This window comes from Methylopila capsulata, assembly GCF_016907975.1.
GTDB lineage: Bacteria > Pseudomonadota > Alphaproteobacteria > Rhizobiales > Methylopilaceae > Methylopila > Methylopila capsulata.
The window spans coordinates 744,141-756,574 of sequence record NZ_JAFBCY010000001.1 but is presented as its reverse complement, the minus strand read 5'-3'; the positions used below and the strand labels follow the sequence as shown (position 1 = coordinate 756,574).

Genomic DNA, 12,434 nt, shown 5'->3' with positions numbered 1-12,434 from the left:
CCGCGACGCTCCTGCCCATCTGCGCAATCGGCTCCGTCTTCTCGATCGGCTGCCGGCGGTCCCGCCGCCCGCGCCCTGGGCTTCAGATCCTGTGTCGCATGTCGGCGGCCTTACAGAGGCCGGCTTCGCCGACTCGTCTGACGATCTGCTCGCCGTCTCTGCCGCCGGTCGCGGCCTGATCGACTGTCTCACCGGACGGCTGATCGCGCGCGATCGTTCGACCGATTACGCCTTTCATGCTGGAAATCTTACCGTGGCCGGCATTGGACCGTGGAACGGCGAACAGGTTCGGGTTGCGGGCCTGTGGGGCGGCGGTCTCGCTGCTGCGTCCCCGGACGGCTGGAGCTTGCGTCGCCGCCCCGACACAGGTTTCGACGATGAACTCGTTCTGATCCCGCCAAGTCGGGATCTGTTCGACGAGGCCGACGGCGTCGATGGCTTCACCGTCTTTCGAGATTTCATCACGGAGGTGCGTGCGTTCGGTTTTTCCCCAACGGGACGATCCTTCGTCATCGCGTGTGCGTCGGAGCTTCTCGTTTTCGCGCGAAGCTGACGTGTGACCGGTTCTGATAGCGCCGCTTCCGTGATGGCCGTCTTCGGCCATCCTGCGGCGCACTCTCTCCTTATGGCTCAAGGCGCTTCCGCCAACGCCTCGCGCGCCCTAAGCTCTCCCTATGCCTCACTATTTCGCTTACGGCGCGAACATGTGCCGGCGGTCGATGGCCCGCCGCTGCCCGACGGCGGAGCCGGTCGGCCCCGCGGTCCTCGACGGCTGGCGGTTCGCGATCTCCCGCGACGGCTACGCCACGGTCCTGCGCGACCCTGCGGCCGCCGCCCACGGCGTGCTGTGGCGGCTGACGGAGAAGGACCTCTGGGCGCTCGACGCCTTCGAGCGGGTCGCCATGGGGCTCTACCGCAAGGAGCGGCTGCGGGTGCGGTCGGGGCAGGGCGCGCGCAGCGCCATCGTCTACGTCTCGCGCCACGTCCAGCCCGGGATCGCCGTCTCCGGCTACATGAGCGAGATGGTGATCCCGGCGGCGGTCGAATGGGGGCTGCCCGAGCCCTATCTCGTCGAACTCAGGCGGTTTTCGTCAGGCGCGCGCGGCGGGCCGGCGGCGCAGGGAGGGTTTCGATGACGGAGGTCGCGGCGGAGATCGTGGTCACGGGGCGCGTGCAGGGCGTCGGCTACCGCGCCTGGGCGCGGAGCAACGCCAACGGGCTCGGGCTGCGGGGGCTGGTCCGGAACCGCGCAGACGGCTCGGTGCAGGCGCTGGTCGCGGGGCCGGAGGAGCGGATCGCGGCCTTCGCGCAGGCCTGCCGGGCGGGACCGACCGAGGCGAAGGTCGACCGCGTGGAGCGAAAGCCGGCGACGCTCGACGACATCCCCAATGGCGACCGCGTCGAAATCGCGCCCGACGCCTGAGCTTCCCTGCCTCTCGTCCCGGCGAAAGCCGGGACCCGGACACGCCGACGTTTCGGGAAAGGCCCCGGCTGTCGCGCGTGGTTCTGAGGCGGCGGCGGATCTGGGTCCCGGCTCAAGGCCGGGACAAGTGGGCGCGGAGGCTCGAGCCCAGGGTCAGGACAGCGCGATCGTCTCCGCCCGCCGGGTGGGGCCGAACACCTCCTCGAAGGTCTCCTGCAGCGCCATGTCGACCTCGGTCATGCTCACCACCCGGCCGAGGTCGGCGAGGCTCGTGACGCCGTGGTCGCGCACGCCGCAAGGGACGATGCCGGCGTAGTGGCCGAGGTCCGGCTCCACGTTCAGGCTGATCCCGTGGAAGGTCGTCCAGCGCCGCACGCGCACGCCGATCGCCGCGATCTTGTCCTCGGACTGCGCGCCGCGGTCGGGCCGGCGCACCCAGACGCCGACCCGGTCCTCGCGGCGCTCGCCGCGCACGCCGAATCGGTCGAGCGCCGCGATCAGCCAGGCCTCCAGCGCCGCGACGTAGCGGCGCACGTCGGGGCCGCGGCGGTGGAGGTCGAGCATCACATAGGCGATGCGCTGGCCGGGGCCGTGGTAGGTGTACTGCCCGCCGCGCCCCGTGGCGAACACCGGCAGGCGGTCGGGCTGCACCAGGTCGGCTGCGTCCGCGCCGGTGCCGGCGGTGTAGAGCGGCGGGTGCTCCAGCAGCCAGACGAGTTCGTTCGCGCTCCCCTCGGCGATCGCGGCGGCGCGCGCCTCCATGGCGGCGACGGCGGCGGGGTAGTCCACCAGCGCGTCGCTCACGAGCCAATCCACCGGGGCTGCGCCGTCCGGCGCGGGCAGCCGTGCGGCGAGGCCGTCGCGTAGGCCGGAGGGGGGACGCTCAACCATGCGTTAACCATGACTGTGTTGCACTTCAGGGGGCCCGGCCGGCGAACCGGCCGCATCCGCCCCCGGAGACGTTTCGTGCCGCGCATCGACGAGGTCAACCTCGAGCTCACCATCGTGCTCGGCGCGGCGAAGATGCCGATCCACCAGCTGCTGCGCATGGGCCGCGGCGCGGTGATCGAGCTGACCACCGAGGACGACGACGCGGTGACCATCCTCGCCAACGACCACCCGATCGCGCGGGGCTCGGTGTTCGTCAACGGCGACCGTATCGGCGTGGAGATCACCTCCATGATCACGCGCGACCAGAAGGGCCGGACCGACCGTCTCACGCCCGCGCCGGAGCCCGTCGCTGCGGCGGCGTGACGGCGCGGCGCCCGGACGGTTTGTCCACAGCCGCAAGCCAGACGCGAAACCCGGCCGATCGCCCTTGTGGAGCCGACATCGATTTGTTATCAGCACCGCCGTCGCGGTCGTGGCGGAACTGGTAGACGCGCAGCGTTGAGGTCGCTGTGGGGCAACCCGTGGAAGTTCGAGTCTTCTCGACCGCACCAGACATACTGGTCGCACAATCTACCTCATGCGATCGCAAAAGACCCCGGAAGCCCAGCTTCCGGGGTCTTTTGATTCGTGGACCGTCGAGCACCGGCCTCAGACGCGCGTCACCGTCAGGCGCACGCTGCCGCTGTTGTTGTCGTAGGTCTGCCAGGTGTCGTTGGCGAAGCAGTAGAGATAGCCGGAGGCGCGCGGCGTGAAGGTCGCCTTCGCGCCGATCAGGAAGGTCTCGTGCTGCGGGATCATCGGCTTCGCCTCCCGCCGCAGCGGGCGCCCGATCTCCTTGCCGCCTTCGTCGATCCACGCGCCGCTCGCGACGACGCCGACGAGCGCGAACCAGCCGAAGGCGTCCTCCCGCTTCGTCAGCCAGAAGTCGGCCTGCTGGTTGCCGGTCAGCGTCTTGTAGAGCCGCTCGGCCTTGCCCCAGCCGGCGAGCAGCGCGTGCGCCGCCTCGCCGAGATGAAATTCGCCGTCCTCAGAACCCGCCGGACCCGAGGGGATCGACTTGTCCAGCCACTGGCCAGCAGCGGCGAAGGCGTAACGCGCGCCCGCCTCGAGAAACAGCCCCGTGGCGTTCCAGGGCTCGCGCGCGAAGACGTCCACGGTCGCCGAGGGCTTCGCGGGGGTCTTCGCCTTGGACGCGGGCTTCGGAAGCCTGGTGGTCGGCCAATACGACAGCTGGGTCAGCGGCGGATTCTCATGGCGGTCCCGCGCGGAGGCGTGCAGCGGCGCGGCGGCGTCGGCGAAGCTCGGAACCTCGCGCGGCCGCGACTTCAGCGTCTTGAACACGCCGGTGCGCGAATCGTGCAGCACGCCGCGCGCGTCGGGCCTGAGCTGCGCCTCGGCTCCGGCCCGGAAGGCGAGGCCCTGGGCCTTGGCCTCCTCCATCATCCAGGCGAGCGCGCCGTCGGACAGCCCGGTCTGGCCGTAGCCGCCGCCGACGTCGGCGTGGACGCCGGGGAACCAGCGCTGCTTCAGGTTCTGCTTCGGCGGCGTGTCCGACCACAGCGTCGGCGTGAAGCTCTGGCGGCGCTCGTCGATCGCGATCGCGTGGCGGGCGTGGACGACGTTCGGGCTGAGGTCGGTGTCGTGGAACTCGTAGCGCGCCGGGTCGTCGATCAGGTTGAGCAGCGCCATGTCGTCGGGAATGCCGAGGGCGCCGACCGTGTCCCACACGCCGATGAAGTGGATCGGCGTCTTGCCCTTCGCGGGCTGACCCGAGGGGACGCCCTTCAAAGGCCGCGCCTTCGTGGAGCTCACGTCGTCCTTGCGCGCGCGGTAGTCGTCGAAGGCGCCGTCCACCGCGGCCCAGATCGCGTCGTCCGACAGCCCCTTGAGGTCGAGCAGGCCGCAGCGCGAGATCATCCCGCTGAGCGAGCGCACGGTGAAGGCGCCCCGGCTGAACCCGAACAGCCAGATCCGGTCGCCGGGCTCGTAGACCTGGGCGAGCCATTGGTAGGCGCTCTTCACGTTCTTGGTCAGGCCGACGCCCGCGGCGCCGCCAGCGACCCGGGTCCACCAGCCGCCGCCGGTTCCGACGCCCGGGTGGTAGTAGCGCTTGCGGGGGTCGGGATTGGCCAATGCGCTGTAGATCTTGTGGACGTTCGTGGCCGCCGGCAGGCCGTCGTCGAGGTCGTCCGGCGTGTTCCAGGTGCCGTCGCAGCACACCACACGATCGGTCATTTCGCGTCTCCCCCGAGAGTTGAATGATTGAGATCGTCAGGATGTACACGTTTTGCGTGTAAAGCAAGCCGGGCCGAACCCTCCGTTTCGCCTTGCGGTTGCCGCGCCGCGGCATAAACCCTAAACCCCGCGGGGATCTTCCAAATCCTGCAACCGGGTTCGAGGGCGCATGACCGCTGACGCCGAAACGCGCGACCCCGAAGAGGCGCCCGCCGAGACCGCGTTTCGCGACGAGGAGGGGCGGCTCTCCCACGCCTTCGTCGGAATGGTCGCCGCGGCGATCGCGGCCGGCGACGAGGCGCGGCTCAAGGAGCTCGTCGGCGATCTCCACGAGTCCGACGTCGGCGACCTGATCGAGGCGCTGGAGCACGACGACCGGCCGAAGCTGATCGGGCTGCTCGGCAAGGCCTTCGACTTCACGGCGCTGACCGAGGTCGACGAGACGGTCCGCGTCCAGCTGCTCGAGGAGCTGCCGCCGGAGACCGTCGCCGAAGGCGTCCGCCTCATCGACTCCGACGACGCGGTCTACATCCTGGAGGACCTCGACGAGGTCGACCGGACCCGCATCCTCGACCAGATGCCGGGGGCGGACCGGGTCGCGCTCACGCGCAGCCTGGACTTTCCCGAGGAGACCGCCGGCCGGCGCATGCAGACGGAGTTCGTCGCGGCGCCGCCGTTCTGGACCGTCGGCCACGTCATCGACTACCTCGCCGACACGCCGGGCCTGCCCGACACCTTCTACGAGATCTTCGTCGTCGACCCGGCCTACAAGCTGCTGGGCGCGGCGCCGCTCGACAAACTCCTCAGGGCGCGGCGGACCTCGCTGCTTTCCGACATCCTGGACGAGGACCCGCGCACGGTGCGCGCGACCGCCGACCAGGAGGAGGCGGCGCGCATGTTCGAGCGCTACAACCTCGTCTCCGCGGCGGTGCTCGACGACGCCGATCGCCTCGTCGGCGTGCTGATGGTCGACGACATCCTCGACGTCATCGAGGAGGAGGCGGACGAGGACCTGCGCGCGCTCGGCGGCGTGACCGGCGACGAAGAGATCTCGGACACCGTGCTCTACACCGCCCGCAGCCGCATCCCGTGGCTGGTGGTGAACCTCTGCACCGCGTTTCTCTCCGCGAGCGTGATCGGTCTGTTCGAAGCCACCATCGAGCACATGGTGGCGCTTGCGGTGCTGATGCCGATCGTCGCCTCCATGGGCGGCAACGCCGGCACCCAGGCCATGACGGTGGCGGTGCGCGCGCTCGCGACCCGCGAAATCGGCGGCCACAACGCCCGCCGGCTGGTGCGACGCGAGGCGCTGGTGGGCCTCGCCAACGGCTCCGTGCTGGCGGTGCTGCTGGGGCTCGCAGCCGGCGGCTGGTTCCTGAACCCGCAGCTCGGCGTGATCATCGCCACCGCGATGGTGGTCAACATGCTGTGCGCCGGCCTGTTCGGCATCCTCATTCCGCTCGCGCTCGACCGGCTGAAGGCGGACCCGGCGGTCGCCTCCGGCGTGTTCCTCACCACCGTCACCGACACGGTCGGCTTCTTCTCGTTTCTCGGCCTCGCGACCTGGTGGTTCGGCCTCGGCTGAGCTCCGCCGCACGGCATGGTGAGCGCGGGATTAACGCTTTCGCCACGTTCTTGGCCTTTGCTGGCGACGAAAGATTCACCAGACCCAGGGAGGACGAGATGAGCGACAGCCCACGAGGGCGCCTGACGGGCGCGGCGGTGTTCGCGACGCTTGTCCTTGTTCTCATGGCCGAAATCGACCGGGGGCCGGACGTCTCTCCGGAGGTCGCGGACGTCGTCGCGGCCGCCGCCCTGCAGGAGCACGCGGACCGCGTGGCCGCGCTCCGTCCCTGATCGACGGATCACGGTTTTCATCCTAGAGTTTGCAACACGTTCGGGACGAGGGTGAGCCGCATGGGCCGCATCGGGGGATCGTTGGCGGGCCGCGCCTTGCGCGCAGGCGTCGCCATCGCCGTGGCGTCGGCGTTGAGCGCCTGCTCGACCGTCGGACCGGAGATCGAGCGCACGGCGCTCCACACCGACGTCGGGCCGAACGTCGGGCTCGGATCGCCGCTCACCGGCGTCGTCACCACGCCCGACGACCACGCCATCCACGGCATCGACGTCGCGAAGTACCAGGGCGCGATCGACTGGTCGGGCGTCGCGGCCGCCGGGGCGCGTTTCGCCTACATCAAGGCGACCGAGGGCGGCGACCGGGTGGACGAGCGCTTCGCCGAGAACTGGGCGGGGGCGAGGGCCGCCGGCGTGCCGCGCGGCGCCTATCACTTCTATTATTTCTGCCGCACCGGCGCCGAGCAGGCCGCCTGGTTCAAGGCCAACGTGCCGGTCGATCCGAACGCGCTCCCGATGGTGCTCGACATGGAGTGGAACCCGGATTCGCCGAGCTGCAAGCGCCGCCCGCCGCGGGAGGAGATCCTCCGCGAGATGTCGGTGTTTCTCCGCATGATCGAGCGGCACTACGGCAAGCGGCCCGCGATCTACACCAGCGTCGACTTCCACCGCGACGTGCTCGTGGGCGCGTTCCCGGACTACCATTTCTGGCTGCGCAGCGTCGCCGGTCACCCGAGCATCCGCTATCACCTCTCCCGCAACTTCACGCTCTGGCAGCACACGGCGACGGGCCGCATCGGCGGCGTGACCGGCAACGTCGACCGCAACGTCTTCGTCGGCAACACCGCCGCCTGGCGCCGCTTCGCCGCGACGGGGCTCTGAGCCGTCGCCGCGCCTTGCGCCGCCGCATGGCGCGTCTGCGGCGTCCGGCCCTGATATCGGCCGGGGCCGCCCTAACTGTCGTCCTACATCGATCCTCGCCCGGGCCTGCGCCCGCGCCGCTCAGGCGACGGGGCCGGCACGCCGGGGCTGAACGGAAGGACGACCCCTATGCTCACCAAAACAGGCAAGGCGCCTCTCGTCGCCGCCAACGGCGCCTCGATTCCGGCCCTCGGCTTCGGGACCTGGCAGCTGAAAGGCGGCGTCGCGCGCCAGATGGTCGCCGAGGCGCTGAAGCTCGGTTACCGCCATGTCGACACTGCCCAGGCCTATGACAACGAGGCGGAGGTCGGGCAGGGGCTCAAGGCCGGCGGCGTGCCCCGCGACGAATACTTCCTGACCACGAAGGTCTGGACCGACCGTTTCCGCGCGGGCGATCTCGAGCGCTCGGCCGAGGAGAGCCTGAAGCGGCTGCACGTCGACCACCTCGACCTGCTGCTGCTGCACTGGCCGAACCCCGCGGTTCCGCTGGCGGAGACGATCAAGGCGCTGAACGCCGTGCGCGCCTCCGGCATGACGAAGCACATCGGCCTGTCCAACTTCACCATCGCGCAGGTGCGGGAGGCGGTCGCGCTTTCGGACGCGCCGCTCGTCACCAATCAGGTCGAGTTTCACCCGCTGATCGACCAGTCCAAGCTCAAGGCCGAACTCGACGCGCAGGGCATGGCGCTGACCGCCTACAGCCCGATCGCGCAGGGGCGGGTGAACGACACGCCGGCCATCAAGGCGATCGGGAAGGCGCACGGCAAGTCGCCGACGCAGGTGACCTTGCGCTGGGCGCTGCAGCTCGACGGCGTCATCGCCATCCCGCGCTCTTCCAAGATCGAGCGCGTGCGGGACAATTTCGACGTGTTCGACTTCACGCTCAGCGAGGAGGAGATGGCGACGATCTCGCTGCTCGGCGCGCGCGAAGGACGGATCACCTCTCCTTCGTGGGCGCCGGTCTGGGATTGACCCAGCCGTCGCCGGAGGGCGGACGGGCAGGGGGAGGGGCCACGCGCCGGTCCGCCCGCCCGCCCGGCGCCAGACGGCGGAGCTGCGCGGTGATCGGCCCGGTCCACCCGAGCGACGGTCGCTCCACGAAGCGCCATGACAGCCATCCCGCGGCGAGCGCCAGCGGCAAAACGATCAGAAACACCGGCCATCCGTCGAGCTGCGGCGCGGCATAGGCGAGCGTCTGCTCGATCAGGTAGCCCCAGACATAGAAGCCGTAGGACCAGACGCCGAGCGCGGCGAGCGGCCGGGCGAGCGGAAACGGCGTGAAGCCGATGCAGAGGATCGCGTAGGCGATCAGGACCATGCCCGCGATGGCTGCAAGCGGCGTGAAGGCGAGAGGCGCGCAGACCGCCGCGACGCCCAGCAGCACCCGGTTCGAGACCGGGATGCGGTCGGCGAAGACCGCCATGGCGACGCCGATCCCGAAGCTCGAGCCGAAGCGGACGAGGTGATGCGGCGAGCCGAGCGCGAGATGGGCGGCCTCGCCGTTCCAGAACCAGACGACGTTGACCGCGACGGTCAGGCCGAGGCCCGCCAGCACCAGCAGCTTCCGCTGGAGCAGGCCGAGCGCGCCGACCACGCCGAGCGCGACGGCGAAGACGAACTCGTAATGCACGGTCCAAAGCGGGATGTAGAGCAGGCTCGGGTTCGCGTTGCCGTCGAACACGCCGGGGAGCGTCGCGTTGACGTCGAGCAGCGTCGCGACCTTGAGCACGAACAGGACGGGCGCCGCCGCCCCGAAATAGTCCGCGAGGCTCAGCCGCGTGACGATCGGCCCGAGGACGAAGGCCGCGATGAGCGCCGAGATCAGAATCGCCGGCACGTAGCGCACGAGGCGCGCGACGACGAAGCGCAGGAGATCAGGGCGCGTCAGATAGCTGCGCGCGAGCAGCAGCCCGGAGAGCGTGAAGAACGCATGCACGCCGTGGAAATCCAGCGAGAACGCGAACACGTGGGCGTAGTCGCGCGTCGCGATTCCGGGCGTCGTCACGACCCAGGCATGCGCCCACAGCACCGCGGAGGCGCCCAACATGCGAACTGCCGCCAGCGTGTTGTCGCGGCGTGCGAGACAATCGGCGAGGGTGGGCATCGGGCGAGGAGTCCCTGGCGTCGGTCACGATCTCGCCGGGCGCGATGGCGCGCGGCTCCGCGCACTCTAGACTTCCCTCCGATGAAAAGAGAGTCGCCGCGGTCTCTCGATCGCGCGACGCCCCAGTGAGGCCCTGATGTTCTTCGTCGCGTCCAAGATCCTGGGCTTCATCGCCGCGCCGTCGAACGCCCTCGCCGTGATCGGCCTGTTCGGCGCTGCGCTCGCGGCCTTCGGCTTGCGCGGAGCGGGCGCGGCGTTGATGGCGGTCTCCGTGCTCGGGGTCGCGCTCGCCGGCCTGTCGCCGCTCGGCAATCTTCTTCTGCTGCCGCTCGAGGAGCGCTTCCCGCGCGTCGAGGAGGGCCCGGCGCCGGCGGGGATCGTCGTGCTCGGCGGATCGTTCGACACCATCGTCGCAGGCTCGCGTCAGGACGTCGCGCTGACGGAGGCGGCCGAGCGCATGACCGTCGTGGCGGAGCTCGCGCGGCGCTGGCCGGAGGCGCGCATCGTCTTCACCGGGGGCTCCGGCTCGATGCTGTTCGACGGCGCGACGGAGGCCGACCTCGCCGAGCGCATGTTCGTCAGCTTCGGAATCGCCCGCGAGCGCGTCACGCTGGAGGGTGCGGCGCGCAACACCGTGGAGAACGCGCGCTTCACCCGCGACCTGGTGACGCCGAAGGACGGGGAGCGCTGGCTGCTCGTCACCTCCGCCTACCACATGCCGCGGGCGATCGGCTGCTTCCGGACGGCGGGCTTCGCCGTCGAGGCCTGGCCGGTGGACTACCGCACCCGCGGCCTGGAGGACGCGTGGCGGCCGTTCTCGTCGGTCGGCGCGGGGCTGCGGCGGGTCGATATCGCGGTGCGGGAGTGGGTCGGGCTTGTGAGCTATTGGCTGCTGGGATATGTGAGCGCCCCGTTGCCCCGCCCTTAAAAGACCACACATACTGCGACGCAGCGTTTCGCCGTCCACAGGTCGCCCGCACCCCCGCAACGCGGCTCAAGGTTTTCCATGACTGACACTTCCAGCGCTGGCGCGGCCGGCCCGTCCGGGTCGCCCGAGGGGGCGGCCGGCTCGCTTACGCCCGGGGCGACGGGCACGCACGGCGCGAGCGTGGCGGAGGGCTCGGTCGTCCACGACAAGCGCCACGGCTTCTGGTCGCTGACCATCGGCAGCGTCGGCGTCGTCTACGGCGATATCGGCACCAGCCCGCTCTACGCCATGCGCGAGTCCCTGCTCCACCTCGGCCACGCGCCGAGCACGGAGGAGGTGATCGGCATCGTCTCGCTGCTCACCTGGGCGCTCGTCGTCGTCGTCACCTTCAAATACGTCTTCATCCTGCTGCGCGCGGACAACCACGGCGAGGGCGGCACGCTTTCGCTGATGGCGCTCGCGCAGCAGGCGCTCGGGCGCTCCAGCACTCCGCTCCTCGCGCTCGGCGTCGTGGGCGCCGCGCTGTTCTACGGCGACGCCATCCTGACGCCGGCGATCTCGGTGCTGTCGGCGGTCGAAGGCCTCAAGGTCGCGACCCCGGTGTTCGACCCCTACGTGCTGCCGATCACCATCGGCATCATCGTGGCGCTCTACGCCGTGCAGTCCTCCGGCACGGGAAAGGTCGCGGCCTGGTTCGGGCCGATCACGGTGATCTGGTTCATCACCCTCGCGGTGCTCGGCGCGATCCACATCTTCGACGCGCCGATCGTCCTCCACGCGCTGAACCCCTACCACGCGGTGCTGTTCCTGGTGCAGCATGGCTGGCTCGCCTTCATCGTGCTCGGCGCGACCTTCCTCGCCGTCACCGGCGCCGAGGCGCTCTACGCCGACATGGGCCACTTCGGCCGCGGGCCGATCCGCCTGGCGTGGCTCGGGCTCGTGCTGCCGTCGCTCGTGATCAACTATCTGGGCCAGGGCGCGCTCGCGATCTCGGATCCGAGCACGATCAAGGAGCTGTTCTTTCTTACCGCGCCGGAGTGGTTCCGGCTGCCGCTCGTCATCCTCGCCTGCGTCGCGACCGTGGTCGCGAGCCAGGCCGTGATCTCCGGCGCCTACTCGCTCACCCGCCAGGCCATGCAGCTCGGCCTGCTGCCGCATCTCGAGGTGCAGCACACCTCCGAGACCCAGGCCGGCCAGATCTACATGCCGAAGGTCAACTGGCTGATGCTGATCGGCGTGCTGGTGCTGGTGATCGTGTTCCAGACCTCGAGCGCGCTCGCCGCCGCCTACGGCATCGCCGTCACCGGCACGATGGTGGTGACCAGCATCCTCGCGGTCGTCGTCATCGCCAAGACCTGGGGCTACGGCTGGGCCACGGCGGCCGCGGTGATGACGCCGTTCCTGATCGTCGACTTCACCTTCCTCAGCGCCAACCTGCTGAAGCTGAAGGACGGCGGCTACATCCCGCTGATCCTCGGCGCCTTCGTCGTCGTGCTGATGTGGACCTGGATCCGCGGCGTGCGCTTCGTCGAGGGCCGCATCAAGCGCGAGAGCATCCCGCTCGCCGAGTTCGCGAAGTCCATGAGCACGAGCTCGGCGACGCGCGTGAAAGGCACGGCGATGTACCTGACGTCCTCGCCCGACGTCGCGCCGCCCGCGCTGCTGCACAACCTCAAGCACAACAAGGTGCTGCACGAGCGGAACGTCATCCTGACGGTGCGCACCGAGCCGCTGCCGATCGTGCCGGACAACGAACGGATCGAGCTTCACCGGGTGTCGGAGGAGTTCGCGACCCTCCACATCCGCTACGGCTTCATGGAGGATCCGAACCTGCCGCGGGCGCTCGCCCAGGCGAAGGAGTACGGCCTGCCGTTCGACATGATGAAGACGTCGTTCTTCGTCGGCCGCCGCTCGTTCCGCGCCTCCGCCAGCGTCGGCATGCCGCTGTGGCAGGACCACGTCTTCATCGGCCTGGTGCGCCAGTCCTACGACGCCACCGAATACTTCCGCATCCCCGCCGGCCGCGTGATCGAACTCGGCAACCAGATGGTGGTGTGAGATCGGGCGCGGCTCACTCG

At 70.0% G+C, this 12,434-nt stretch carries 13 protein-coding genes and 1 tRNA gene; 10 read left to right on the top strand and 4 right to left on the bottom strand.

What is annotated here, in order from left to right; all coding sequences use genetic code 11:
- Positions 1 to 82: 82 nt before the first annotated feature.
- Positions 83 to 604, bottom strand: coding sequence for a hypothetical protein (locus JOD31_RS03585; RefSeq protein ID WP_204948914.1), 522 nt, complete (start codon positions 602 to 604; stop codon positions 83 to 85).
- Between the two features lie 70 nt (positions 605 to 674).
- On the opposite strand from JOD31_RS03585, the gene JOD31_RS03580 reads away from it, so the two are divergent.
- Both JOD31_RS03580 and JOD31_RS03575 read left to right on the top strand, forming a co-directional pair.
- Complete coding sequence (locus tag JOD31_RS03580; RefSeq protein WP_204948913.1) at positions 675 to 1,136, top strand: gamma-glutamylcyclotransferase family protein; 462 nt, start codon at positions 675 to 677, stop codon at positions 1,134 to 1,136.
- Positions 1,133 to 1,423, top strand: coding sequence for an acylphosphatase (locus JOD31_RS03575; RefSeq protein WP_204948912.1), 291 nt, complete (start codon positions 1,133 to 1,135; stop codon positions 1,421 to 1,423). The genes JOD31_RS03580 and JOD31_RS03575 overlap by 4 nt, the downstream gene beginning before the upstream one ends.
- A 153-nt stretch (positions 1,424 to 1,576) precedes the next feature.
- Here JOD31_RS03575 and lipB read toward each other — a convergent pair whose 3' ends face one another.
- Positions 1,577 to 2,314, bottom strand: a complete 738-nt coding sequence (lipB, locus tag JOD31_RS03570; protein ID WP_204948911.1) for a lipoyl(octanoyl) transferase LipB — start codon at positions 2,312 to 2,314, stop codon at positions 1,577 to 1,579.
- Between the two features lie 75 nt (positions 2,315 to 2,389).
- Between lipB and JOD31_RS03565 the strand changes: the two genes are divergently transcribed.
- Both JOD31_RS03565 and JOD31_RS03560 read left to right on the top strand, forming a co-directional pair.
- Positions 2,390 to 2,677 carry a FliM/FliN family flagellar motor switch protein gene (locus JOD31_RS03565; RefSeq protein WP_204948910.1) on the top strand — a complete coding sequence of 96 codons (288 nt, stop codon included), beginning with the start codon at positions 2,390 to 2,392 and terminating at the stop codon, positions 2,675 to 2,677.
- A 103-nt stretch (positions 2,678 to 2,780) separates the two neighbouring features.
- Positions 2,781 to 2,865, top strand: a tRNA-Leu gene (locus JOD31_RS03560).
- A gap of 97 nt (positions 2,866 to 2,962) precedes the next feature.
- Here JOD31_RS03560 and JOD31_RS03555 read toward each other — a convergent pair.
- Positions 2,963 to 4,549: a T6SS phospholipase effector Tle1-like catalytic domain-containing protein gene (locus JOD31_RS03555; RefSeq protein ID WP_204948909.1), complete on the bottom strand. Its 1,587-nt coding sequence runs from the start codon at positions 4,547 to 4,549 to the stop codon at positions 2,963 to 2,965.
- A 169-nt stretch (positions 4,550 to 4,718) separates the two neighbouring features.
- On the opposite strand from JOD31_RS03555, the gene mgtE reads away from it, so the two are divergent.
- From mgtE to JOD31_RS03535, 4 genes are all read left to right on the top strand, one after another.
- On the top strand, positions 4,719 to 6,134 hold the full coding sequence (mgtE, locus tag JOD31_RS03550; protein ID WP_204948908.1) for a magnesium transporter: 1,416 nt from the start codon (positions 4,719 to 4,721) through the stop codon (positions 6,132 to 6,134).
- 98 nt (positions 6,135 to 6,232) lie between these two features.
- On the top strand, positions 6,233 to 6,406 hold the full coding sequence (locus JOD31_RS03545; protein WP_204948907.1) for a hypothetical protein: 174 nt from the start codon (positions 6,233 to 6,235) through the stop codon (positions 6,404 to 6,406).
- 60 nt (positions 6,407 to 6,466) lie between these two features.
- A complete protein-coding gene (locus JOD31_RS03540) occupies positions 6,467 to 7,285 on the top strand; it encodes a glycoside hydrolase family 25 protein (protein WP_204948906.1) in 819 nt (272 codons plus the stop codon).
- Positions 7,286 to 7,453: 168 nt separating this feature from the next.
- Entirely contained in the window at positions 7,454 to 8,296 is an 843-nt protein-coding gene (locus JOD31_RS03535) for an aldo/keto reductase (RefSeq protein ID WP_204948905.1), read from the top strand.
- Here the strand turns inward: JOD31_RS03535 and JOD31_RS03530 are convergent.
- Positions 8,262 to 9,428, bottom strand: a complete 1,167-nt coding sequence (locus tag JOD31_RS03530) for an acyltransferase family protein (protein WP_246482316.1) — start codon at positions 9,426 to 9,428, stop codon at positions 8,262 to 8,264. The genes JOD31_RS03535 and JOD31_RS03530 overlap by 35 nt on opposite strands.
- 136 nt (positions 9,429 to 9,564) lie before the next feature.
- Between JOD31_RS03530 and JOD31_RS03525 the strand changes: the two genes are divergently transcribed.
- Both JOD31_RS03525 and JOD31_RS03520 read left to right on the top strand, forming a co-directional pair.
- The gene (locus tag JOD31_RS03525) at positions 9,565 to 10,356 is read left to right on the top strand and encodes a YdcF family protein (protein WP_204948904.1); all 792 of its coding nucleotides are present in this window, start codon (positions 9,565 to 9,567) and stop codon (positions 10,354 to 10,356) included.
- A gap of 78 nt (positions 10,357 to 10,434) precedes the next feature.
- Positions 10,435 to 12,414 carry a potassium transporter Kup gene (locus tag JOD31_RS03520; RefSeq protein ID WP_246482315.1) on the top strand — a complete coding sequence of 660 codons (1,980 nt, stop codon included), beginning with the start codon at positions 10,435 to 10,437 and terminating at the stop codon, positions 12,412 to 12,414.
- Positions 12,415 to 12,434 lie beyond the last annotated feature (20 nt).

Bases quoted from the DNA above. Each gene is read 5' to 3' on its own strand.
- JOD31_RS03585 (WP_204948914.1), bottom strand. From the start codon at position 604: ATGGCCGAAGACGGCCATCACGGAAGCGGCGCTATCAGAACCGGTCAC.
- JOD31_RS03580 (WP_204948913.1), top strand. From the start codon at position 675: ATGCCTCACTATTTCGCTTACGGCGCGAACATGTGCCGGCGGTCGATG.
- JOD31_RS03575 (WP_204948912.1), top strand. From the start codon at position 1,133: ATGACGGAGGTCGCGGCGGAGATCGTGGTCACGGGGCGCGTGCAGGGC.
- lipB (WP_204948911.1), bottom strand. From the start codon at position 2,314: ATGGTTGAGCGTCCCCCCTCCGGCCTACGCGACGGCCTCGCCGCACGG.
- JOD31_RS03555 (WP_204948909.1), bottom strand. From the start codon at position 4,549: ATGACCGATCGTGTGGTGTGCTGCGACGGCACCTGGAACACGCCGGAC.
- mgtE (WP_204948908.1), top strand. From the start codon at position 4,719: ATGACCGCTGACGCCGAAACGCGCGACCCCGAAGAGGCGCCCGCCGAG.
- JOD31_RS03545 (WP_204948907.1), top strand. From the start codon at position 6,233: ATGAGCGACAGCCCACGAGGGCGCCTGACGGGCGCGGCGGTGTTCGCG.
- JOD31_RS03540 (WP_204948906.1), top strand. From the start codon at position 6,467: ATGGGCCGCATCGGGGGATCGTTGGCGGGCCGCGCCTTGCGCGCAGGC.
- JOD31_RS03535 (WP_204948905.1), top strand. From the start codon at position 7,454: ATGCTCACCAAAACAGGCAAGGCGCCTCTCGTCGCCGCCAACGGCGCC.
- JOD31_RS03530 (WP_246482316.1), bottom strand. From the start codon at position 9,428: ATGCCCACCCTCGCCGATTGTCTCGCACGCCGCGACAACACGCTGGCG.
- JOD31_RS03525 (WP_204948904.1), top strand. From the start codon at position 9,565: ATGTTCTTCGTCGCGTCCAAGATCCTGGGCTTCATCGCCGCGCCGTCG.
- JOD31_RS03520 (WP_246482315.1), top strand. From the start codon at position 10,435: ATGACTGACACTTCCAGCGCTGGCGCGGCCGGCCCGTCCGGGTCGCCC.